Annotated in this window: 20 protein-coding genes; 13 read left to right on the forward strand and 7 right to left on the reverse strand. The window is 68.4% G+C overall.

The features are described 5' to 3' along the window. Window positions 1-124: 124 nt before the first annotated feature. The 12 genes from ACM0M4_RS15045 (at window position 125) to ACM0M4_RS15100 (ending at window position 14,317) form a co-directional block, all read left to right on the forward strand. A complete protein-coding gene (locus tag ACM0M4_RS15045; RefSeq protein WP_003113099.1) occupies window positions 125-874 on the forward strand; it encodes a GntR family transcriptional regulator in 750 nt (249 codons plus the stop codon). Beyond that, window positions 871-2,595 carry a fumarate reductase/succinate dehydrogenase flavoprotein subunit gene (locus tag ACM0M4_RS15050; RefSeq protein WP_003113100.1) on the forward strand — a complete coding sequence of 575 codons (1,725 nt, stop codon included), beginning with the start codon at window positions 871-873 and terminating at the stop codon, window positions 2,593-2,595. The genes ACM0M4_RS15045 and ACM0M4_RS15050 overlap by 4 nt, the downstream gene beginning before the upstream one ends. 85 nt (window positions 2,596-2,680) lie before the next feature. Beyond that, entirely contained in the window at window positions 2,681-2,926 is a 246-nt protein-coding gene (locus ACM0M4_RS15055; protein ID WP_003089354.1) for a 4Fe-4S dicluster domain-containing protein, read from the forward strand. A 134-nt stretch (window positions 2,927-3,060) separates the two neighbouring features. Continuing rightward, window positions 3,061-4,467, forward strand: coding sequence for an ABC transporter substrate-binding protein (locus tag ACM0M4_RS15060; protein ID WP_003113101.1), 1,407 nt, complete (start codon window positions 3,061-3,063; stop codon window positions 4,465-4,467). A gap of 24 nt (window positions 4,468-4,491) precedes the next feature. Beyond that, window positions 4,492-5,289 carry an ABC transporter permease gene (locus ACM0M4_RS15065; RefSeq protein ID WP_003113102.1) on the forward strand — a complete coding sequence of 266 codons (798 nt, stop codon included), beginning with the start codon at window positions 4,492-4,494 and terminating at the stop codon, window positions 5,287-5,289. Next, on the forward strand, window positions 5,286-6,140 hold the full coding sequence (locus ACM0M4_RS15070) for an ABC transporter ATP-binding protein (RefSeq protein ID WP_003113103.1): 855 nt from the start codon (window positions 5,286-5,288) through the stop codon (window positions 6,138-6,140). The genes ACM0M4_RS15065 and ACM0M4_RS15070 overlap by 4 nt, the downstream gene beginning before the upstream one ends. Beyond that, window positions 6,137-7,102 carry a HEAT repeat domain-containing protein gene (locus ACM0M4_RS15075; RefSeq protein WP_003113104.1) on the forward strand — a complete coding sequence of 322 codons (966 nt, stop codon included), beginning with the start codon at window positions 6,137-6,139 and terminating at the stop codon, window positions 7,100-7,102. The genes ACM0M4_RS15070 and ACM0M4_RS15075 overlap by 4 nt, the downstream gene beginning before the upstream one ends. Next, entirely contained in the window at window positions 7,099-7,380 is a 282-nt protein-coding gene (locus ACM0M4_RS15080) for a DUF971 domain-containing protein (protein ID WP_004343622.1), read from the forward strand. Before ACM0M4_RS15075 ends, ACM0M4_RS15080 begins: the two co-directional genes overlap by 4 nt. 341 nt (window positions 7,381-7,721) lie before the next feature. Next, window positions 7,722-9,080, forward strand: a complete 1,359-nt coding sequence (gene oprB / locus ACM0M4_RS15085) for a carbohydrate porin OprB (protein WP_016263480.1) — start codon at window positions 7,722-7,724, stop codon at window positions 9,078-9,080. A gap of 153 nt (window positions 9,081-9,233) precedes the next feature. Continuing rightward, complete coding sequence (locus ACM0M4_RS15090) at window positions 9,234-11,645, forward strand: glucose/quinate/shikimate family membrane-bound PQQ-dependent dehydrogenase (RefSeq protein ID WP_003158923.1); 2,412 nt, start codon at window positions 9,234-9,236, stop codon at window positions 11,643-11,645. 131 nt (window positions 11,646-11,776) lie between these two features. Beyond that, complete coding sequence (locus ACM0M4_RS15095) at window positions 11,777-13,909, forward strand: TonB-dependent receptor family protein (protein ID WP_054376086.1); 2,133 nt, start codon at window positions 11,777-11,779, stop codon at window positions 13,907-13,909. A gap of 120 nt (window positions 13,910-14,029) precedes the next feature. Further along, complete coding sequence (locus ACM0M4_RS15100) at window positions 14,030-14,317, forward strand: hypothetical protein (protein ID WP_003122735.1); 288 nt, start codon at window positions 14,030-14,032, stop codon at window positions 14,315-14,317. Between the two features lie 12 nt (window positions 14,318-14,329). On the opposite strand, the gene ACM0M4_RS15105 is transcribed toward ACM0M4_RS15100, so the two are convergent. Genes ACM0M4_RS15105 through ACM0M4_RS15130 form a run of 6 tightly spaced genes read right to left on the reverse strand, consistent with a single transcriptional unit; the run spans window position 14,330 to window position 19,716 of the window. Further along, window positions 14,330-14,965 carry a hypothetical protein gene (locus ACM0M4_RS15105; RefSeq protein ID WP_003089334.1) on the reverse strand — a complete coding sequence of 212 codons (636 nt, stop codon included), beginning with the start codon at window positions 14,963-14,965 and terminating at the stop codon, window positions 14,330-14,332. Continuing rightward, window positions 14,952-16,496 carry a M48 family metallopeptidase gene (locus ACM0M4_RS15110; RefSeq protein ID WP_054376085.1) on the reverse strand — a complete coding sequence of 515 codons (1,545 nt, stop codon included), beginning with the start codon at window positions 16,494-16,496 and terminating at the stop codon, window positions 14,952-14,954. Before ACM0M4_RS15110 ends, ACM0M4_RS15105 begins: the two co-directional genes overlap by 14 nt. Further along, window positions 16,497-17,159 (reverse strand): hypothetical protein, encoded by a 663-nt coding sequence (locus ACM0M4_RS15115; RefSeq protein ID WP_003089328.1) that lies wholly within the window; start codon window positions 17,157-17,159, stop codon window positions 16,497-16,499. It lies immediately after the preceding gene. After that, on the reverse strand, window positions 17,156-17,827 hold the full coding sequence (locus tag ACM0M4_RS15120) for a hypothetical protein (RefSeq protein WP_003122739.1): 672 nt from the start codon (window positions 17,825-17,827) through the stop codon (window positions 17,156-17,158). Before ACM0M4_RS15120 ends, ACM0M4_RS15115 begins: the two co-directional genes overlap by 4 nt. Then, on the reverse strand, window positions 17,824-19,281 hold the full coding sequence (locus tag ACM0M4_RS15125) for a M48 family metalloprotease (protein ID WP_054376084.1): 1,458 nt from the start codon (window positions 19,279-19,281) through the stop codon (window positions 17,824-17,826). The genes ACM0M4_RS15120 and ACM0M4_RS15125 overlap by 4 nt, the downstream gene beginning before the upstream one ends. A 6-nt stretch (window positions 19,282-19,287) precedes the next feature. Beyond that, window positions 19,288-19,716 carry a hypothetical protein gene (locus ACM0M4_RS15130; protein WP_003089323.1) on the reverse strand — a complete coding sequence of 143 codons (429 nt, stop codon included), beginning with the start codon at window positions 19,714-19,716 and terminating at the stop codon, window positions 19,288-19,290. Window positions 19,717-20,003: 287 nt separating this feature from the next. Here ACM0M4_RS15130 and ACM0M4_RS15135 point away from each other — a divergent pair, with 287 nt between their 5' ends. Then, complete coding sequence (locus ACM0M4_RS15135; protein WP_003122741.1) at window positions 20,004-20,858, forward strand: helix-turn-helix transcriptional regulator; 855 nt, start codon at window positions 20,004-20,006, stop codon at window positions 20,856-20,858. 12 nt (window positions 20,859-20,870) lie between these two features. Here the strand turns inward: ACM0M4_RS15135 and arsH are convergent, their stop codons facing one another. Further along, entirely contained in the window at window positions 20,871-21,563 is a 693-nt protein-coding gene (gene arsH, locus ACM0M4_RS15140; RefSeq protein WP_003117819.1) for an arsenical resistance protein ArsH, read from the reverse strand. Between the last annotated feature and the right edge of the window lie 2 nt (window positions 21,564-21,565).

The following is a 21,565-nucleotide window of genomic DNA, read 5'->3' on the forward strand; positions in this document are numbered from 1 at the left end:
CGCACGGGTGGCGCCATATCCATATGCGTTTTCGGTATTTCCGCTTGATCGTTCATGGCGTTTACCATCACAGCATAACTTGTTATAACAAGTGTCCGAGCCACTCCGACAAGCGAATCCGACCATGGGCAAACTGCTCCCGCTTTCTCCCGTGCCGCTGTACAGCCAGCTCAAGGAGCTGCTGCGCGGGCGCATCCTCGACGGCGTCTACCCGCCGCTCAGCCGCATGCCCTCGGAGAACGAGCTGGGCAAGGCCTTCGACGTCAGCCGCATCACCGTGCGCCAGGCGCTCGGCGACCTGCAGAAGGAAGGGCTGATCTTCAAGATCCACGGCAAGGGCACCTTCGTCGCCCGGCCGAAGGCGTTCCAGAACGTCAGCACCCTGCAAGGCCTGGGCGAGTCCATGACGCAGATGGGCTACGAGGTCATCAACCGCCTGCATGGCCTGCGCTACGTGCCGGCCGGCGCGCGGGTGGCCGAGCGCCTGCGGGTGGAAGAGGGCAGCCCTGTGTGCGAGATCAAGCGGGTGCGGCTGGTCAACCGCGAGCCGGTTTCGCTGGAAGTCACCTACCTGCCGCAGGCGCTCGGCGAGCGCCTGGAGAAGGCCGACCTGGTGACCCGCGACATCTTCCTGATCCTCGAGAACGATTGCGGCATTCCCCTCGGCCATGCCGACCTGGCCATCGACGCGGTGCTCGCCGATGCCGACCTGACCCGCGCCCTGGCGGTCGAGGAGGGCGCGCCGATCATGCGTATCGAGCGCCTGACCCATGCCGCCGACGGCGCGCCGCTGGACTTCGAATACCTCTACTACCGCGGCGACGCTTTCCAGTATCGCCTGCGCATCGATCGGCAGAAGGGAGAGCGGGCATGAACACCCTGGAGCAGGAATACGACATCGTGGTGATCGGCGGCGGCACCGCCGGGCCGATGGCGGCGATCAAGGCCAAGGAGCACGACCGCGAACTGCGCGTGCTGCTGGTGGACAAGGCCAACGTCAAGCGCAGCGGCGCCATCAGCATGGGCATGGACGGGTTGAACAACGCCATCGTCCCCGGCCACGCCACGGCCGAGCAGTACACCCGGGAAATCACCGTGGCCAACGACGGCATCGTCAACCAGGCGGCGGTATACGCCTATGCCAGCCACAGCTTCGAGACCCTGCGGCAGCTGGATCGCTGGGGCGTCAGGTTCGAAAAGGACGAGACCGGCGACTATGCGGTGAAGAAGGTCCACCACATGGGCGCCTATGTGCTGCCGATGCCGGAAGGGCACGACATCAAGAAGGTGCTCTACCGCCAGCTCAAGCGTGCGCGGATCCCCATCGCCAACCGCCTGGTCTGCACCCGCCTGCTCACCGATGCCGAGGGCGCGGTGAACGGCGTACTCGGTTTCGACTGCCGCAGCGGCGACTTCCATGTGATCCGCGCCAAGGCGGTGATCCTTTGCTGCGGCGCGGCGGGCCGCCTGGGCCTGCCGTCCTCGGGCTACCTGATGGGTACCTACGAGAACCCGACCAACGCCGGCGACGGCTACGCCATGGCCTATCATGCCGGCGCCGAGCTGGCCAACCTGGAATGCTTCCAGATCAACCCGCTGATCAAGGACTACAACGGCCCGGCCTGTGCCTACGTCACCGGCCCGCTGGGTGGCTATACCGCCAACGCCAGGGGTGAGCGCTTCATCGAATGCGACTACTGGAGCGGGCAGATGATGTGGGAGTTCCACCAGGAACTCGAAGGCGGCAATGGCCCGGTGTTCCTCAAGCTCGACCACCTGGCGGAGGAAACCATCCAGACCATCGAGGACATCCTCCATGGCAACGAACGCCCCAGTCGCGGGCAGTTCCACGCCGGGCGCGGCACCGACTACCGCCAGCAGATGGTCGAGATGCACATTTCCGAGATCGGCTTCTGCTCCGGCCACTCGGCCTCCGGCGTGTGGGTCAACGAGAAGGCCGAGACCAGCGTGAAGGGCCTCTACGCTGCCGGCGACATGGCCGCGGTGCCGCACAACTACATGCTCGGCGCCTTCACCTATGGCTGGTTCGCCGGGCGCAACGCCGCCGAATACGTCGCCGGGCGCGCCTTCAGCGCGGTCGACCGCGCCCAGGTCGAGCGCGAGCGTGCGCGGATCGAGGCGCCGCTGCTGCGCGAGCATGGCCTGCCGGCGGCGCAGGTGGAGTACAAGCTGCGCCGGCTGGTCAACGACTACCTGCAACCGCCCAAGGTGACCCGCAAGATGGAATTGGGCCTGCAACGCATCCAGGCCATCGCCGAGGACCTGGAGCGGATCAAGGCGGACAACCCCCACGAGCTGATGCGCGCCCTGGAAGTCAGCGTTATCCGCGATTGCGCGGAGATGGCCGCGCGCGCCTCGCTGTTCCGCACCGAGAGCCGCTGGGGCCTGTACCACCACCGGGTGGACTATCCGCGGCGCGACGACGCTGCCTGGTTCTGCCACGCGCACCTGAAGAAGGACGAGCAGGGACGCATGGCCAGCTTCAGGAAACCGGTCGAACCCTACCTGTTCGCCATCGACGAGGGCGAACAGCAGGCCTACCAGCGCCTGCGGCTGAGGAACGACGCCGCCTAGGGCCCCACGCCCCGGCGTAGTACCGCTAGACACCGAGCCCGCCGCCACGAAAGCGGGCCAGATCGAACCACGAGGACCGCGTGCCATGGCCTACCGACCCCAGGACATCTTCTTCCGCAGCAGCGCCCCGGTGACCATCGACGAAGACCGCTGCATCGCCGACAAGGGCTGCACCGTCTGCGTCGAGGTCTGCCCGATGGACCTGCTGGCCATCGATCCGACGACCCGCAAGGCCTACATGGCCTACGACGAGTGCTGGTACTGCATGCCTTGCGAAAAGGACTGCCCGACCGGCGCGGTGAAGGTCGAGATTCCCTACCTGCTGCGCTGACGCCCGCTCCCGGCAAGCGAGGCAGAACCCGCCATCCGGCCACTCCCGGACGCCACCCTGAAGCACCCCTCGTTTCCCACCACCGTCCGGGTGGCGGAGACGATTCCCATGACCATGATTCGAGGGGAATCCCCATGCGACTGCGTGCAATCCTGGCCAGCCTGGCGCTGGCCCTGACTTCCCTGGGTGCCCAGGCGGAAACCATCCGCGTGGCCATCGGCACTCAGGACACCACCATCAACTGCGCCGCCGGCGGGCTGCTGATCCGCGAGCTGGGCCTGCTGGAGAAATACCTGCCGCGCGACGGCCGCTACAAGGATGCGGACTACCGGGTGGAGTGGAAGAACTTCACCAGTGGCGCACCGCTGACCAACGAGATGGTCGCCGGCAAGCTCGACTTCGGCGCCATGGCCGACTTTCCCGGCACCTTCAACGGCGTGGCCTTCGCCGCCGCCGGCAAGCGCAGCCTGTTCATCAGCGTGCTGTCCGGCAGCACCCGTGGCAGCGGCAACGGCATCGTGGTACCGAGCGGCTCGCCGGTGCAGTCGCTGGCCGAACTGAAAGGCCAGACCATCTCCGTACCGTTCGCCTCCACCGCCCATGGCATGCTGCTGCGCGCGGTGGCGGCGCAAGGCTGGGACCCGCAGCGCGACGTGACCATCATCGCCCAGCCGCCGGAAATCGCCGGTTCGGCCTTGCAGGCGAACAAGATTGCCGCCCATGCCGACTTCGTACCCTTCGCCGAGCTGTTCCCCAATCGCGGCTTCGCCCGCAAGATCTACGACGGTTCCCAGGCCAACGCGCCGACCTTCCATGGCGCGCTGGTGGACGCCGCCTACGCCGAGCGCTATCCGGAGGTGGTGGTGGCCTACCTGCGGGCGAGCATCGAAGCCAATCGACTGCTGGCCGCCGAACCGGAGAAATACAGCGAGCTGATCGAGAAGGTCACCGGCATCGAGGCCGAGGTCAATTACCTGTTCCACGGTCCGCTCGGCCTGCAGACCCGCGACCAGGCCTGGAAACCCGAATACCGCCAGGCGCTGGCGACCTCCATCGACACCCTGAAGCTGCTGAAGAAGGCCGACCGTGGGCTGGACGTCGAGCGTTTCGTCGACGACCGCTACATCCGCGAGGCCTACCGTCAGGCCGGGCTGGACTACCAGGCGGCGCTGGCAGACTACGCACCGTCGCCGCTGCGCGCCAGCGACGCGCGCAGCGGCCGGCCGATCGAGGAGTTCGAACGGGTAGCGCAGATCTGGGTGAAGGGCGAGGCCAGGGTGCGCCATTACGCTTCGCCGGAGTCGGCCCTGGCCGATCTTGCCGAGCTGAAGGCGCAGGGCAAGGCGATTCGTGCGATCTACGCCCAGGATCGTGACAGCGGGATCAAGCTGCTGGCCAACCAGGCGTGGTTCGTCCGCGACGGCGAGGGTCGCCTCAACGCCTTCCTGCTCCGCGAGCAGGCCCAGGACTATGCCCGCCGCCATGGCGGCGAGGTACGCGACTTTGCCGCCGCCAGCCAGCAGGCGCTGGCGCTCCGCTGAGGCGGGCGTCTTCGGAGTCCGCCCATGAGTTCGCTTCCGATCTCCCGACCCTGGCGCTGGGCCACCCGCGCCGCTTCGCTGGCGGCCTGCCTGGCGTTCTGGCAGCTCGCCGCCGGTCTGCAACTGAATCTGGGCCTGGTGACCTTCGCCAACGTGCCGACGCCCGGTGCGGTGTTGCTGGCGGCCTGCAACCTGGCCCAGTCCAGCGTGCTCCTGGCGCACCTCGGCGCCAGTCTGGCGCGGGTCTTCGCCGGCTATCTGCTGGCCGCCGCGCTGGGCATCGCCCTCGGCCTGGCGATCGGCCGCTCGGCCTGGGCCGAGGCCTTGCTGCTGCCGCCGCTGGAAGTGCTGCGGCCGATCCCGGCGGTGGCCTGGATTCCCCTGGCGATCCTGATGTTCCCTTCGTCGGAGGCCTCGATGATCTTCATTACCTTCACCGGCGCGCTGTTCCCGATCCTGCTCAATACCGTGCATGGCGTGGAGGCGCTCGATCCGCGCCTGCTGGCTTCGGCGCGCAGCCTGGGGGCGGGGCGCCGGGCGCTGCTGCGCGAGGTGCTGCTGCCCGGCGCCGGACCGGGCATCTTCACCGGCCTGGCGATCGGCATGGGCACCTCCTGGTTCTGCCTGGTGACCGCCGAGATGATCTCCGGGCAATGGGGACTGGGTTACTACACCTGGGCTTCCTACAACATCCAGAACTACGACGAGGTGGTGGTCGGCATGCTGCTCATCGGCCTCTTCGGCATGGGCAGCAGTGGGTTGGTGAAGCGCGTCGGCGCGTCGCTGACGCCCTGGTACGCGGCGGGAGGCAAGGTCCGATGACGACGGCCGGCAACAGCCTGGGGCGCATCCAGATCCGCGACCTGAGCATCCGCCTGGGGCAGGGGAGCGAAGCCTTCGAGGCGGTCCGCGATCTGAACCTGGAGGCGCGGCCGGGCGAGTTCGTCTGCCTGCTCGGGCCTTCGGGATGCGGCAAGTCGACCCTGCTCGGCGCCCTGGCCGGCCACCTGAGGCCAAGCGCCGGCAGCGTGAGGGTCGACGGCCGGAGCGTGGAAGGACCTTCGCCGCAGCGTGGCATGGTATTCCAGCAGCACACCCTGTTCCCCTGGCGGCGGGTCCGCGACAACGTCGCCTTCGGCCTGAAGATGCAGGGCCTGGCCCGCGCCGAGCGCAACCGGCGCGCCATGGAGATGCTCGGACTGGTGGGGTTGGCGGACTTCGCCGGGCGCTGGCCCGGCCAACTGTCCGGGGGTATGCAGCAGCGCGTGGAGATCGCCCGGGTGCTGGTCAACCGGCCGCGCCTGCTGCTGATGGACGAGCCCTTCGGCGCCCTCGACGCGCAGACCCGGCTGAAGATGCAGACCTTGCTGCTGGACGTATGGGCGCGGGTCCGCACCACGGTGCTGTTCGTCACCCACGACATCGACGAGGCCCTGTACCTGGCGGACAGGGTGCTGGTGATGAGCCCCCGTCCGGGACGGATCATCGCCGACCTGGCGCTGGACTTCCCGCGCCCTCGCGACACCCGGCTGGTGACCAGCGCCGACTTCGTGCGCCTGAAACGCCACTGCCTGGAACTGCTCGACCACGACGACGGCCGCCAGTTGCCGCGCCTGACCCCGCTCGGCTTGCCGCCGGGCATCACCCCGGACCGACTGCGGATCGCCATATGACCTGTAAAAACGCCACCCTGCCCGAAATCCTCGAACTGTCGCCGCGCCTGGAGGACGCCGACCCCGGCGTACGCCGCCTGGCGCTGATCGAACTGGCCGACCTGGAGCTGCCGGAGGCGCTGCCGTTGCTGGTTGCGGCCCTGCGCGGCGATCCCGACCCCGGCGTGCGCGGCGAGGCCGCGCGCCTGCTGGAGGCCTGGGAGGAAGACGCAGTGGTCGATGCGCTCTGTGCGGCCCTGGCCGATCCGGTGCCGGCGGTGGCCGATGCCGCCGCGCAGAGCCTTGGCGAACTCAAGGAACCGGCCGCCGGGCGGCGCCTGCTGCCGTGGCTCGGGCATGCCGATGCCTTCGTCCGCGCCAGCGTATTGCGTGCGTTGCGCGAACTGCGCCTGGAGGAGAGCGCCGTGCCGGCCCTGGCCGCCCTCGGCGATCCGCAGGCGGCGGTGCGCCGCGAGGCGGTGGCGGTACTCGGCTGGCTCCGCCACCAGCCGGCCCTGGCCGAACTGGCCAGGCTGGCCAGCGCCGATGTCGACCCGGAGGTACGCCGGGCGGCCACCGGCGCCCTCGGCCTGAGCCGCGAGGCGACGGTGCTGCCGGCGCTCTGCGCGGCGCTGGCGGACGCTCAATGGCAGGTTCGCGAAGAGGCGGCGACGACCCTTGGCAAGCTGGGCCGGGAGGAGGCCGGCGAGCCGCTGCTGAAGGCCCTGGCGGACGACTACTGGCAGGTCCGCCTGCGCGCCGCGCGGGCGCTCGGGCGCTTGCGCCACCGCCCGGCGCGGGAGGCGCTGGAAGCATTGCTCGGCCATCCCATCGGCAACCTGCGCAAGGAGGCCGCCCTGGCCCTCGGCGAACTGGCGGACCCGGCCTCGGCCCAGGCCTTGCGGGTCGCCGAAGGCGACGGCGATCCCGAGGTGCGCAAGGCGGTGCGCATCGCCCTGGCGCAACTGCGGATGCCGGCATGACCCAGCCGCCGCTGCGCCTGCGCAATGCCGCCAGGGACGGCTGGCTGATGCTCGAATGGGCGGACGGCGCGGTCAGCCGGATCGACCATGCGCGCCTGCGCGCCGCCTGTCCCTGTGCGCAATGCCGGGCGCAGCGCCTACGCGGACGGATCGTCGCGGCGGAGCAGGGCGTGCGCCTGCGCGATATCCGCCTGCAGGGCTACGGCGTGCAGTTGCTGTTCGACGATGGTCACGAGCGCGGTATCTACCCCTGGTCCTATCTGCGCGACGAACTCTGAGGCGGGTATTGTTCCGCTCCCGGCAACAACGTGAAGCGTGTTCATGGGTTTCAGATTGTTGCCAATCCCTGCGTTGTCCCCGTCCCGCCACGGCCACCACCCGGGTGACCCGCTCGGAGGCCCGCCGCCTGGCTTCGTTGTCGTTTCCGTAACACTGTTTTCCAGCCTGAAACGTTTCAGCTTTACTTGCAAAGACCTTATCATTCGCAAATTAACCATTGTTCTGCTTGGCTCAGATCATGAGTCCTCTTCATAAACCCTTGCTCCTTGCAAGGTTATCGAGGAAGTAGAGCGGTCGCTGCGTGCGGCCAGTCGATCATTCGCAACGAGGAAGCGTTCGCGTGAAATCCCATCTTCTCCGCCCGGCCCTGCGCCCCGTGGCCGGCGGCCTATTGTCCGCCTCCCTGCTGTGCAACGCGGCGCACGCCGCCGAGGCGTTCTCGCCGAACTCGAAATGGATGCTCGGCGACTGGGGCGGCAAGCGCACCGAGCTGCTGGAGAAGGGCTACGACTTCAAGCTGGAGTACGTCGGCGAGGCGGCGGCCAACCTCGATGGCGGCTATGACGACGACAAGACCGGACGCTACACCGACCAGTTCGCCCTGGGCGTGCACATGGATCTGGAGAAGATCCTCGGCTGGAAGGCTACCGAGTTCCAGTTCACCGTCACCGAGCGCAACGGCAAGAACCTTTCCAACGACCGCATCGGCGACCCGCGTGCCGGGCACATCAGCTCGGTGCAGGAGGTCTGGGGCCGCGGGCAGACCTGGCGGCTGACCCAGCTGTGGCTCAAGCAGCAGTACTTCGACGGCGCGCTGGACGTGAAATTCGGCCGTTTCGGCGAGGGCGAGGACTTCAACAGCTTCCCCTGCGATTTCCAGAACCTGGCCTTCTGCGGCTCGCAGGTAGGCAACTGGGCGGGGAGCATCTGGTACAACTGGCCGGTCAGCCAGTGGGCGTTGCGGGTGAAGTACAACTTCGCGCCGGACTGGTACGTGCAGGTCGGCGCCTACGAGCAGAACCCGTCGAACCTGGAGACCGGCAACGGCTTCAAGATGAGCGGCAGCGGGACCAAGGGCGCGTTGCTGCCGGTGGAGCTGATCTGGCAGCCGAAGGTCGGCGCCGAGCAACTGCCGGGCGAGTACCGGCTGGGCTACTACTACAGCACGGCGAAGGCCGATGACGTCTACGACGACGTCGACGGCCAGCCGCAGGGGCTGACCGGCAACGACTTCAAGTCGCGCGGCAGCAAGCATGGCTGGTGGGTGGTGGCGCAGCAGCAGGTCACTTCGCACAACGGCGATGCCTCGCGCGGGTTGAGCCTGTTCGCCAACCTGACGGTCCACGACAAGGCGACCAACGTGGTGGACAACTACCAGCAGCTCGGGGTGGTCTACAAGGGTCCTTTCGACGCGCGGCCGAAGGACGATATCGGCCTGGGCATCGCGCGCATCCATGTCAACGACGATGTGAAGAAGCGCCAGCGCCTGGTGAACCAGGTGAACGGCATCGACGACTACGACAACCCGCTGTACCAGCCGCTGCAGGACACCGAGTACAACGCCGAGCTGTACTACGGGGTGCATGTGACCGACTGGCTGACGGTGCGGCCGAACCTGCAATACATCAAGCAGCCGGGCGGGGTCGACGAGGTCGACAACGCGCTGGTGGCGGGGATCAAGATCCAGACGGTGTTCTAGGCTGTTGCTTCGGACAACCGCGATTCGGTCATGGCCAGCGGCCATTTCTTCAGCGCCGCCCAACGCGGCGCGGCGGGCTGAACAGCCCGGCGTGCAGAACGTAATAGGAGAGTAAGCAATGCCTGTCATCAACCCCGAAGGGAGTACCGGACGATGAGCGAAGGTAACCGCAGTCGATCGCGCCTGCTGCCGAGCCTGCTCGGCCTGTTGATCCTGCTGTCCGGCCTGGCGCTGCTGGCCGGCGGCATCAAGCTGGCGAGCCTGGGCGGCTCGCTGTACTACCTGCTGGCCGGCATCGGCCTGGCCCTGAGCGGACTGTTGCTGCTGCTGGGCAAGCGTGCGGCGCTAGGCCTGTACGCTCTGGTGCTGTTCGCCAGCACCGTCTGGGCTCTGTGGGAAGTCGGCCTGGACTGGTGGCAACTGGTGCCGCGCCTGGCTCTGTGGTTCGTCTTCGGCCTGCTGCTCTGGCTACCCTGGTTCCGCCGCCCGCTGCTGGCCGACGGTCCGGCGCCGCTGGGCACCGCGGCGCTGGGCGTGGCGGTGGTCCTGGCCGGCGCCGCCGCGGTGGGCAGCCAGTTCACCAATCCGGGGCAGATCGTCGGTCGCATCGACCGCGACAGCGGCATGACCAGCACCGCCCCGGCGATGCCGGACGGCGACTGGCAGGCCTACGGGCGCACCGAGTTCGGCGACCGCTACTCGCCGTTGAAGCAGATCACCCCGGCCAACGTCGGCCAGCTCGAGGAAGCCTGGCGCATCCGTACCGGCGACCTGCCGACCGCCGACGATCCGCTCGAACTGACCAACGAGAACACCCCGCTGAAGGTCAACGGCATGCTCTACGCCTGCACCGCGCACAGCAAGGTGCTGGCCCTCGACCCGGACACCGGCGCGGAAATCTGGCGCTTCGATCCGCAGATCCAGAGCCCGGTAGGCTTCAAGGGCTTCGCCCACATGACTTGCCGTGGCGTCTCCTACTACGACGAAGAGCAGTACGCCAGGAGCGACGTCGGCGCGCCGCCGGCCGCGCTCTCCGAGGCCGGCAAGGCGGTCGCCGCCAGTTGTCCGCGGCGCCTGTTCCTGCCCACCGCCGACGCCCGCCTGATCGCGATCAACGCCGACAACGGCAAGGTCTGCGAGGACTTCGGGGTCAAGGGCGCGGTCGACCTGACGGCCGGCATCGGTCCGTTCACCCCGGGCGGCTACTACTCCACCTCGCCGGCGGCGGTCACCCGCAATCTGGTGATCATCGGCGGCCACGTCACCGACAACGAGTCGACCAACGAGCCGTCCGGGGTGATCCGCGCCTTCGACGTGCACGACGGCAAGCTGGTGTGGAACTGGGACAGCGGCAACCCGGACGAGACCGAGCCCCTGGCTCCCGGCAAGTTCTATACCCGCAACTCGCCGAACATGTGGTCGCTGGCCAGCGTCGACGAGAAGCTCGGCCAGGTCTACCTGCCGCTGGGCAACCAGATGCCCGACCAGTGGGGCGGCAACCGCACCCCCGGTGCCGAGAAGTTCAGCGCCGGCCTGGTGGCCCTCGACCTGAACACCGGCAAGCTGCGCTGGAACTACCAGTTCACCCACCACGACCTGTGGGACATGGACGTCGGCAGCCAGCCGACCCTGCTCGACCTGAAGACCGCCGATGGCGTCAAGCCGGCGCTGATCGCGCCGACCAAGCAGGGCAGCCTGTACGTGCTGGACCGCCGCGACGGCACGCCGATCGTGCCGATCCGCGAAGTGCCGGCGCCGCAGGGCGCGGTGGAGGGCGACCATACCGCGCCGACCCAGGCGCGTTCCGACCTCAACCTGCTGCGCCCGCCGCTGACCGAGCGCGACATGTGGGGCAGCAGCCCGTTCGACCAGATGCTCTGCCGCATCCAGTTCCGCTCGCTGCGCTACGAGGGCCAGTACACCCCGCCGTCGGAGCAGGGCAGCCTGATCTATCCGGGCAACGTCGGAGTGTTCAACTGGGGCGGGGTGGCGGTCGACCCGGTGCGCCAGATCCTCTTCACCAGCCCCAACTACATGGCCTTCGTCTCGCAGATGGTGCCGCGCGACAAGGTGCCCAGCGGAAGCAAGCGCGAGGGCGAGACCAGCGGCGTGCAGCCGAACACCGGCGCGCCCTACGCGGTGATCATGCATCCGTTCATGTCGCCCATCGGCCTGCCGTGCCAGGCGCCGTCCTGGGGTGACGTGGCGGGTATCGACCTGACCACCGCCAAGGTCGTCTGGCAGCACAAGAACGGCACCAGCCGCGACAACACCCCGGTGCCGATCGGCCTCACCGTCGGCGTACCGAGCATGGGCGGCTCGATCACCACCGCCGGCGGCGTGGCCTTCCTCAGCGGCACGCTCGACCAGTACCTGCGCGCCTACGACGTGAAGGACGGCAAGCAGCTCTGGCAGGCGCGCCTGCCGGCCGGCGGCCAGGCCACGCCGATGAGCTACACCGGCAAGGACGGTCGCCAGTACGTGCTGATCGTCGCGGGCGGACACGGCTCCTTCGGTACCCGCATGGGCGACTACATCATCGCCTACGCCCTGCCCAGGCAATGACCCGCCCACCGGGAGCCCACAGCCGGCTCCCGGCCTTCCGGGCCTCGGCCCGGAAGGGGCTTTGCCAAGGGGAGGCGCGTTCCCGCCCTTGGCAAAGCCCCTTCGATACCTTGCGACCCGCGGAACCCTGCATGCCGTCCCGACCCCGACCCAGCTTCGTCTCCCACCTGTTGCCCGGCTCCCTGGCGCTCTGCGGCCTGGCCATCGCCTGCGCCGTCCAGGGCGAGGAGCGACGCAGCCTCGAACCCATGGTGGTGACCGGCAGCTACAACCCCAGCGACACCTTCGACCTGCCGTTCTCGGTGGATAGCATCGAGCGTCGGCAGATCGCCGACGGCCAGCTCGGCATCAACCTCTCCGAAGTCCTGCCGCGGGTACCTGGCCTGGTGGTGCAGAACCGCCAGAACTACGCCCAGGACCTGCAAATCTCCTCGCGCGGCTACGGCGCCCGCTCGGCCTTCGGTATCCGCGGGCTGAAGCTGCTCGCCGACGGCATCCCGGCCAGTACGCCGGATGGCCAGGGCCAGGCCGCGACCCTCAACCTCGACGTCGCCGAGCGCATCGAGGTACTGCGCGGGCCGGCCTCGACGATCTACGGCAGCAACGCCGGCGGGGTGATCCAGATGTTCTCCCGCGACGGCCAGGGCGCCCCGCGGGTCGGCGCGGAAACCACCGTCGGCAGCGATGGCCTGAGCCGCAACCACCTGTACACGGAAGGCGAGGGCGACGGGGTCGGTTTCCTGGTGGATGCCTCGCGGATGGACACCGACGGCTACCGCGACCACAGCGCCGCGCGCCGCGACCAGACCTTCGCCAAGCTCAACTTCAGGCCCGACGCCGACAGCCGCCTGGCGCTGATCTACAGCAGCCTGGAACAGAACGACACTGAAGATCCGCTGGGGCAGACCTGGGACGCCTACAAGCACGACCCGCGCTCCGTCACCGCCAACGCCGAGCTGTACGACACGCGCAAGAGCATCGACCACCAGCAGGCCGGGATGAACTACGAGCGCTACTTCGGCGAGGCGACCTTGCAGGTCAACGCCTACGTGGGCAAGCGCAGTGTCGTGCAGTATCAGGCGATACCCAAGCAGATAGGATGCGAGAGTAATCCGCGTTGCCAGAGAAACGGCGCGGTGATCGACTTCGACCGCGACTTCCACGGTGGCACCGTGCGCTGGCTGCAACCGGTAAGCCAGGCGCCGGGCGAGCTGAACCTGACCGTCGGCCTCGACTACGACCAGAGCCGCGACGACCGTCGCGGCTACCAGAACTTCAACGGCGACCAGCTCGGCGTGAAGGGCGAGTTGCGCCGCGACGAGGTGGACACCGCCACCAGCCTCGATCCCTACCTGCAGGCGAGCTGGGCCATCGACGCCTGGACCCTGCAGGCCGGGGTGCGCCACAGCACCATGAAGATGGAGGTCGACGACCGCTACCTGAGCAACGGCGATGCCAGCGGCTCGCGGCGCTACCGGAAGAACACCCCGTCGTTCTCGGTGATGTACGCCTTCACCCCCGACCTGCACGGCTACCTCAGCGCCGGCAAGGGCTTCGAGACCCCGACCCAGGCGGAGATGGCCTATGCGCCGGTGGCGGCGAACGCGCCGGACGCCTTCAACTTCGGCCTCAAGCCGGCCACCAGCAGCCAGTACGAAGCCGGGCTGAAGGCGCGCCTGTGGGGCAATACGCGGGTCAACGCGGCGATCTTCCAGATCCGCACCGAGGACGAGATCGTCGTCGCCAGCTCCCTCGGCGGTCGCACCAGCTACCAGAACGCCGGCAAGACCCTGCGCCGCGGCTTCGAACTGGGCGTGGAGAGCGAACTGAGCGAGCACTGGAACGCCAACCTGGCCTATACCCGGCTATCCGCCACCTACGATTCGGATTTCGAGGCCGGCGGCAAGACCATCGGCAAGGGCAAGCACCTGCCGGGCGTGCCGGCAAGCAGCCTGTTCGGCGAACTGGTATGGAAGCCCGTGGAGGGCATCAGCATGGGCTGGGAAGGCATGTACCGCAGCCAGGTCTACGTCGAGGACAGCAACAGCGAAAAGGCCGCGCCGAGCTATGCGGTATTCAACTGGCGCACCCGCTTCGAACAGCGCCTGGGGGCCTGGACCTTCCACCAGCTGGTGCGCCTGGACAACCTGTTCGACCGCCAGTACGTCGGCTCGGTCATCGTCGGCGACGGCAACCGGCGTTACTACGAAGCGGCCCCCGGGCTGTCCTGGTACGCGGGAGCCGGGGTCGAATACCAGTTCTGAAGTGCCGGGCGCGCTTGTTCGAGCTACCCGGCCAGCCCTTGTCAGCGTCGTCAATTCCGATTACTGTATGGATGTACAGTAATCGGAAATCGCCTGCCTGCGCGACAAGGAGCACCGATCATGAGCCACAACCTTGCCGAACTGCCGCTGTCCCGACGCCGCGCCCTGGAGCGCGAGAAACAGGCCTGCCTGCGCCTCCACCTGTCCCGCAATCGTGCCAGCGAACGCCTGGAGCGCGCCGTGCGCGACGAAGTCGAGCGCCTGCTGGGTGCTCGCGAGCGCCAGGGGACCGGCTGGCCGGAGTGGGTCAGCGCGGAACTCTGCGTGGCGGACGACCCGCTCTTCGTGCGCAAGGTGGTGGCGCGCCTGAAAGCTGCGGTGGACTGGCAACGCCAGCGCGCAGCCTGAGCGTTGCTCGCTTCAGGCCCCGCTGCCGTCGCTTCCGGGCGCGCGATGATGTTGCAGGGCGCGCTGGCGATGGCCGGCGAGGATGTACCGGTAGATCAGTCGTGCGAGCGGCTCCAGCTCCATTTTCTGGCCGTTCAGCGCGGCGCCGCAGAGTGCCAGCTTGACCCGCTTGCCTCCGGCCACCGCACGGGCTTCGGGGCGGGCGAAAGCCCGCGGGTCGAAACGGGCATGGCTGTCGAAACGCGGTGCCGTGCAATCGAAGGTGGTCGCGAAGGTGAGTTCCAGCCAGCGCCCGCGCTCGATCTCCAGCGACTGGAAGGTGTACATCGGCACCTGCGGCGCGTTGGCGAAGGCGATGCTCTCCGGCGTCAGGGTGAGCGCGACCTGGCCGTGGCGCCGGTAGAGGAACACGCCCGCCAGGCAGGCGTACAGGCCGCCGCCCAGCAGCAGCGCGGCTGGCAGCCAGAACAGCCATTGGCCACTGGCCAGGCGCCAGGCGTGGGGCAGCGAAGCGAGCCAGAGACCGGTGGCGCCAGCCACCAGGCCAGCGAGCAGGGCAACGCAGGCGGTGCCCCGCGAGACCTCGCGGATCTCGCAGCGGGCTTCCAGCGGCGGCAGTTCGTCGAGGGTTTCGTCAGTTTCTTGCATGGGGATTCTCACAGGTCTTGCCGAGCAGGTCGGCGCTGAGCGCTCGGCTCAACGCCAGGGGGGCGCCGAACCAGACGCCCAGCGCCTGGCTCGGCGGTCGTGTCGGAACGGCCCGGCCGGCGGTCCCGGCCCAGGTGCGTTCGAAGCTCTCTCCCAGCGCCGTGCAGCGCAGGCCCAGCGGAGGGTGGGTATCCTGCGGATGGACCTGGAGTCCCTCCGCCCCGGGGGCCGGTGCTTCCAGGCCGGACTGGCCCAGGTAGACGTGGATGGCGTCCACCAGGTTGTCCGGCGCGCGCGCCGGAGCGAGCAGGCAGTGTTCGAGGAACGCCCGTATCGGCGCGCCGGCCGCCGCGCTGCGCAGCAGGGCCGAGGCCATCGCCGGCGCACCGGCCAGTTGTGCGGCGCGGCGGTCGGCGGCGAATTCGCGCAGGCGGCTCCAGTGGTTCACGGCGAGGCCGAAACGTTCGAGGAAGTACCCGGCCAACAGTCGCGCCGGTTCCAGTGCCGCACGTTCGAAGACGTTGGCTTCCTGCTCCTCGATGGCGGCCAGTTGGCTCGCGGCGCCCTGGTAGATCGGCAGGAAGTGCAGGCTGTAATGGGCGTCGCGGCCGGCGAAGTGGGCCAGTTCGTGAGCGATCACTGCACTCAGTTCGGCGCGGTCCAGCAGGCCCAGCAACGGTAGCGAGAGGTATAGGCTGCGTCCTTGCAGATGCTCGCCGGAAGGTTGCAGGCAGACGCGGTTGGCGGTCACGTAGAAGCCGTCGCAGAGACCTACCAACAGGTGCTGCGGGGCTGGCGTGTCGAGGCGCGCCGCCAGCTCGCGCAGTAGCGTCCAGAGTTCCGGTACATCCTCTTCGCCCAGCCGGCGGCCGATGACATCCAGGGCCGGCGCCGGGCGCAGGCGCAAGCGGCTGATCTTCGCCAGCATTTGCCACGCCGACGCCAGCAGGCCGAGAAGGATCAGCGCCACGCTCAGTTGGGTGCGTCCTTCGCTGACCGGAACCTGGCCGACCCGCCACAGCCCGAGGATCTCGAACGTTCCGGCACAGGCCAGGGCCAGGGCGAGCAGGCCGATCTGGGCGAGGAGCAGGCAGGGCAGCAGGCGTCGGCCCAGCTCGAACCACAGGAGCAGGCAGCGACGCGAGCGCAGTGCGCTGCGTGCGGCGCCGGCGATGCCGGCCAGGGAGACGGCTCCCAATACGGCGACCAGCGCCGCCAGGCAGGCTCCGCTATCGGCGAGGACGGCGGCGAAGCGATTCAGGCGCTGTGCGCTTCGTGTGTCGGCGAGTCGCTCGTCGAGCCGCGCCAGGGCCAGGTCGCGCACATAGGCCCGGCCGTCCACCCGGACGCTGGCCCTCGGCGGCAGCGCCCGCGCTTCGGCGAGCGCGCGCTCGACCCGCTGCTGCGCGGCGCCCAGTCGCTCGGCCTGCTGCTCGGCGCGCCAGGACTGCCAGGCGCCGAGCCCCGCCAGCAGCGCTGGAACCAGCACCAGGCAAAGCAGCAGCCTTCGCGGATGGACCGTGCCCTTCACTCAGCCCTGGCTGCGCAGTTGTTGCAGGTAGCGCTGGGCGTGGGCGGCCTGGATGTAGGCGTCGAGGATCGCCGCCATGTCGTCGCAGTCCAGCTTCTTGCCATCGCTCTGCAGGCCGGCCGACATGATGGTGATGCGCGGGTCCTTGCCTTTGAAGGCCATGGCCTGGGAGGCGAACACCTGGCGTACGGCGCGATGGGTCGGCAGCGGCGTTTCGGGCCGCAGGTGGAGGGTCTGGGTGGTTTGCAGCATGTCGGCCTTGACGCTGAAATCGATGACGTCGGCCAGCTCGACCGGAGCCGACAGGCTGTCGGCCCAGAGCTGGGTACGGGTCAGGCGCATGAAGGGGGTCTTGCCTGAGTTGCGATGCTGGTAGCCGAGGAACAGCCCGAACAGGCCGAGCAGCAAGCCGACGACGCCGACCCCCGGCTTGCCCTGGGAGAACCACATGCCGGTCATGATGAAGGGCACGATGCTCAGCAGCGGACCCAGCACCACGTACTTGCGGGTATTGGTGAACTCGGTGGCCGGCGGTACGTTGGCGATCACCCGCTCCAGGTGGGCGATGACCTCGGCGGTCTTCGCCTGGTTCAGCTCTTCGTGTTCGGCACCGAGGGTTTCGGCGAGGTTGGAGACGAGGTCCCGGGGTTCCTGGTTGCTCATGGAAATATCCTTGGAGTTGGGAGTGAAGAGGAAGCACTGGGCGGGATCTCGCCCAGTTGGCGGAGCCGGGCCTGGGCGCGGGCGATGTCCAGGTAGAGGTCGATGACCTCCGCGGCTTCCAGTAGCGACAGGTTGCGACCGTTGAGGCGCCAGCCGGGGGACAGCAGGCGAACCCGTGGGCCGTCCCGGCATTCGCTGACGGCACGCGCGGCGAACGGATCGAGCGGGCGCGTGGATGGTGCCGGTAGCGCCTTGCCGTGCAGTTCGAGGACTATCGCGGAGAACCAGACCCCGTCCTCCAGGCGCAGGTCGGCGACCTCCAGCAGGTCCAGCGGCGCCGACAGGCTGCGGGCGCGCAGGCGCCCCTGGCCGAGGACGAGGAACGGCGCGCTCCTGGCGTTGCGCTGCAGGCAGGCCAGGCACATGAGGAGGGCGGCCGCCGCCAGCAGGCACAGCGCCGCCGCCTCATGGCCGGGACCGGGGTGGTCGCGCAAGGTCCAGGCGCCGCCGAGCAGCAGCAGGCCGAGCAGGGCGGACAGCGGCGCCGCGCCACGGGCGGCGCCGATGCTTATCCGGTTGGGGACGCTGGCGACGAAGCGCCGCAACTGCGTGGCTTCGTCGCCCCTTGTCCCGGCGGGGCAGGGCGTTTGCGCGCCCGGCGGGATCACCGGCTTTCCCCGTGGCCTGCATCGAGCAGGCGGTTGAGCCACTGCGTGTCGTCGGCGCTGACGATGCGCCTTGCCTGTCGCAGCAGATCGTCGTCGAGCGCCAGGGAAAGGTCCGCGATCCGCTGGTAGGTCGGCGGGTGACTGTCGAAGGGGTGTTCCAGGCGGCGAGCGCTGTCGTGTTCGTCCAGTTCCAGGGAGTTCCCGCGCAGATGGTCGGTCAGCGCATGCACCAGGTTGCGCGTCTGCGGGCTGGCCAGCAGGCGTTCGATCAGTCCTGCAAGGGCGCAGGTGCGTAGCAGCGCGATGGCGAAGACCCGCGCGCCGGCTACCCGCGCCCCGACCTTGTCGGCGGCCAGTTCCTGGCGGCGATTCCAGTGCAGGGAGGCGCGCTCGAAGCGATCGAGGAAGTACAGCGCGGCCCACAGGCCCGGCTTGCCGAGCAGGCCGACATGCCCATCCTCGGGGGCGGCGATGCGTTCGATGCGCAGGCGCACCTGCCGCTGCAGGAGCGACAGGGATGCACCGTGGGCGGTGTCGCCGGCGGCGAAGTGGCCCAGTTCGTGGCCGATGATCGCGGCGCTTTCGGCCTCGCTCATGACCGAGGCATAGGTCAGCGGGATGTACAGGGTACGCCCCTCCAGCGGAATGCCGCGGGGTGCCAGCAGGACCTTGGCCTGGGTGACGAAGTAGCAGTGCTCGATGCCGGTGACGACATGGTCCGGTAGCGGCGCTCCGGCGCGGTCGGCGATCTGTCCCAGCCATTGCCAGAGGCCGGGCGCGGCGACGCGGTCGAGTTCGCGGCCGAGCAGGTGGAGCACCGGTTCCTCCAGCGGCAGCAGTTCGCCGCGCAGGCGCCGCAGCATGAGCAGGCCGCCGAGGAACAGCAGCCACAGCGGCAGTGAGAAGAGCAGGGCGACGAAGCCGTGGCTGTGCCAGTGGCTGTAGCTCCACAGCGCTTCGTAGAGCAACTGGCTGACCAGGGCGGCGACCAGCAGGCCGGCGTGCAGCGGGACTAGTCGACCGAGGCGCCGCCAGGCCGGCGCGAGGTGGCCGAGCAGGTAGGCTTGCGAGCGCATCGAGCGGCGCCCGTCGTATTCCAGTCTCGCCAGCAAGGCGGCCGCGACCAGCGCCGACGCCAGCGCGCAGAGCTTGCCGATAGCGGCCAGCCAGCCGCGCAGAGCCAGCCAAGGATGGTCGCGGCGGATGGCCTCGGCGTCTTCGGCGAACTGGTGAAGATGACCTTCGACGCCATAGGCCGGACGGAACAGGTGACGGGGAATGGCGCCGGCGGCGTCCGGGTCGTTGCGCACCGAGGCGCTCCAGTCGCGCATGAACTGTTCGTCGCGCAGGGTCGAGTCGACCCGGAAGGCCTGCACGGCGGACCAGGCGTAGAGCGCCAGGGGAATCAGGAAGAGGAATGCGAGCAGCCTTACCCGCAGCGTATCGTGGCTCATCCGCGTTTATTTCTGCTCGAGGTAGTCGGTCAGGAATGCCTGGGGCTCGCCTGCGGACGACAGCGACTCGCTATAGGCGACCTGCCGCGTCTGCTGTTCGCCGGGCAGGTAGAGCTCGCCCCAGCCGTCGCGCACGATCAGGATCACATACTTGCTGCCGTTCAGTTCGGTGGAGTAGCGACTGTCCCTGGCGCTCTTTTCCACCTTTACCTTGTGGATCAGGCGGTCCCAGTCGTGGTCCAGACCTTCGACCTGCAACAGCGCTTCGCCGGCCGCCGCTTCGCCGATACGCAGGGTCCAGACCTTGAGCCCCTGCTGGCCCTGGTAGGCCACCACCTTGTCGGCGACTGGCGGCCGCGCCTCTTCGGCCTGCGCCGTGCAGGATCCCCACGCCAGTGCGCCCATCAGCAGTGCCGCAGTCCACTTTGCTATCATTCTCGCCCCCTTTGGCAACGCGATGTAAAAGGGGCGCATCTATTAATACAGGCGCGAGACACGAACAACCGAGGCGGCCGCCGCTCACAGGAAAAGCGTCGTCGCCCACAGGTTCGGTTCGATCAGCGCACGGAACCATCCTGGAAAGCCGCTGCCTGAACCGGTTCAGATGGTTGCGTCCCACCGATACCTACGCCATGGAAAGCTGGAATCCCTACCACGACACGGAGCTCTATTTCGACGCTCCTTCACCCCTGAGCCAGTCGCAGATCCTCGACGCGCGCGAAATGCTCGGCAGCGCCACCGGTCACTACCAGGCGCGGACGGTGCGCCCGTCGATGCAGTATTTCGATTGCGACCTGAGCTTCACCGAGCCGCTGCGAACCCACAAGGTGCTGCCGGAAGGCCTGTGCATCGTGCAGATGTTCGACGGCCAGTGGCGGCACAGCGTCGACGGCGGCGAGCCTTATCTCTACAACCTGGGCGGTCCTTCGGTGCTCGGCACCGGCGAGCCGATGGAGGCCTTCGATATCCTGCCGGCGGGCAGCCGCGTGCGCCTGGGCGGGCTGCGGATCGCCGCCAGCTATCTGGAAGAGGAACTGGAAACCGGCGATGGCGCCTTGCGGCCGCTGGCGCGGCTGAAGGGCGACGGCGCGAGCTTTACCCAGTTGTCCCGTTGCGGCGCCATCACCGCCCTGTTCGAGCGGCTCTACCAGAATCCATACCGCGGCGCCCTCGGACGCCTGCACGAAGAGAGCCTGACCCTGGGCCTGCTGGTGGAGCTGGCCGCCTACCTGGGCGGCGCGGACCTTCGTCGCGCGCGCACCCCACGCGCCCAGCGCGACCTGGCCCATGAAGCGCGCCGCCTGCTGGAGGCGAACCTCGGTGAGCCGCCGGCCAGCCTCGAACTGGCGCGCCAACTGGGGGTCGGCGAAACCACCCTGCGGCGGATTTTCAAGAACGAGTTCGGTCGCTCGATGTTGCAGTACGTCCGCGACCGGCGTCTCGAGATCGGCCGGCAGATGGTCCGCGAGGGTCGCTGGCAGATCGCGCAGATAGCCTATCGCCTGGGTTACTCCAGTCCGGAAAACTTCACCCATGCCTACCGCGCGCGCTTCGGCCATCCGCCGGGGCGCGAGTGAGGCGGACGCGGTTCAGAGCGAACGCTGGTCGACCCGCGCGGAAAGCTGCTCGGCGCTTTCCTTGCGCTCCGAATAGCGGTCCACCAGGAAGTCCGTGCGCTCGCGCAGGAGCAGGGTGAACTTGAACAACTCCTCCATCACGTCGACCACCCGGTCGTAGTAGGGCGATGGCTTCATCCGGCCCGCTTCGTCGAACTCCAGGTAGGCCTTGGGAACCGAGGACTGGTTGGGAATGGTGAACATGCGCATCCAGCGACCCAGCACGCGCAACTGGTTGACCACGTTGAACGACTGCGAGCCGCCGCAGACCTGCATCACCGCCAGGGTCTTGCCCTGGGTCGGGCGCACCGCCCCGAGTGCCAGGGGAATCCAGTCGATCTGCGCCTTGAATACCGCGGACAGCGCACCGTGGCGCTCGGGCGAGCACCAGACCTGGCCTTCCGACCACTGCACCAGGTCGCGCAACTCGCGGACCTTGGGATGCTCCACCGGTGCATCGTCGGGCAATGGCAGCCCGGATGGGTCGAAAATCCGCGTTTCGGCACCGAAGCGTTCGAGCAGGCGTGCGGCCTCCAGCACCAGCAGGCGGCTGAAGGAGCGCTCGCGGGTCGAGCCGTAGAGCAGGAGGATGCGCGGCCTGTGCCCGGAGACGGGGGGCGGGTCGCCGAGCAGCGCGGGATCGAGGTTGGGTAGTTGTTCGGACATGC

The sequence above is a fragment of the Pseudomonas sp. 18-147 genome (assembly GCF_051048045.1).
Taxonomy (GTDB): domain Bacteria; phylum Pseudomonadota; class Gammaproteobacteria; order Pseudomonadales; family Pseudomonadaceae; genus Pseudomonas; species Pseudomonas aeruginosa.

Excerpts from the sequence above, each read along its gene's own strand:
- ACM0M4_RS15115 (WP_003089328.1), bottom strand. The coding sequence starts at position 17,159 with ATGAGCAACCAGGAACCCCGGGACCTCGTCTCCAACCTCGCCGAAACC.
- ACM0M4_RS15135 (WP_003122741.1), top strand. The coding sequence starts at position 20,004 with ATGCTCGGCAGCGCCACCGGTCACTACCAGGCGCGGACGGTGCGCCCG.
- ACM0M4_RS15060 (WP_003113101.1), top strand. The coding sequence starts at position 3,061 with ATGCGACTGCGTGCAATCCTGGCCAGCCTGGCGCTGGCCCTGACTTCC.
- ACM0M4_RS15125 (WP_054376084.1), bottom strand. The coding sequence starts at position 19,281 with ATGAGCCACGATACGCTGCGGGTAAGGCTGCTCGCATTCCTCTTCCTG.
- ACM0M4_RS15095 (WP_054376086.1), top strand. The coding sequence starts at position 11,777 with ATGCCGTCCCGACCCCGACCCAGCTTCGTCTCCCACCTGTTGCCCGGC.
- ACM0M4_RS15090 (WP_003158923.1), top strand. The coding sequence starts at position 9,234 with ATGAGCGAAGGTAACCGCAGTCGATCGCGCCTGCTGCCGAGCCTGCTC.
- ACM0M4_RS15100 (WP_003122735.1), top strand. The coding sequence starts at position 14,030 with ATGAGCCACAACCTTGCCGAACTGCCGCTGTCCCGACGCCGCGCCCTG.
- arsH (WP_003117819.1), bottom strand. The coding sequence starts at position 21,563 with ATGTCCGAACAACTACCCAACCTCGATCCCGCGCTGCTCGGCGACCCG.
- ACM0M4_RS15045 (WP_003113099.1), top strand. The coding sequence starts at position 125 with ATGGGCAAACTGCTCCCGCTTTCTCCCGTGCCGCTGTACAGCCAGCTC.
- ACM0M4_RS15070 (WP_003113103.1), top strand. The coding sequence starts at position 5,286 with ATGACGACGGCCGGCAACAGCCTGGGGCGCATCCAGATCCGCGACCTG.
- ACM0M4_RS15105 (WP_003089334.1), bottom strand. The coding sequence starts at position 14,965 with ATGCAAGAAACTGACGAAACCCTCGACGAACTGCCGCCGCTGGAAGCC.
- ACM0M4_RS15075 (WP_003113104.1), top strand. The coding sequence starts at position 6,137 with ATGACCTGTAAAAACGCCACCCTGCCCGAAATCCTCGAACTGTCGCCG.
- ACM0M4_RS15065 (WP_003113102.1), top strand. The coding sequence starts at position 4,492 with ATGAGTTCGCTTCCGATCTCCCGACCCTGGCGCTGGGCCACCCGCGCC.
- ACM0M4_RS15055 (WP_003089354.1), top strand. The coding sequence starts at position 2,681 with ATGGCCTACCGACCCCAGGACATCTTCTTCCGCAGCAGCGCCCCGGTG.
- ACM0M4_RS15080 (WP_004343622.1), top strand. The coding sequence starts at position 7,099 with ATGACCCAGCCGCCGCTGCGCCTGCGCAATGCCGCCAGGGACGGCTGG.
- ACM0M4_RS15130 (WP_003089323.1), bottom strand. The coding sequence starts at position 19,716 with ATGATAGCAAAGTGGACTGCGGCACTGCTGATGGGCGCACTGGCGTGG.
- ACM0M4_RS15050 (WP_003113100.1), top strand. The coding sequence starts at position 871 with ATGAACACCCTGGAGCAGGAATACGACATCGTGGTGATCGGCGGCGGC.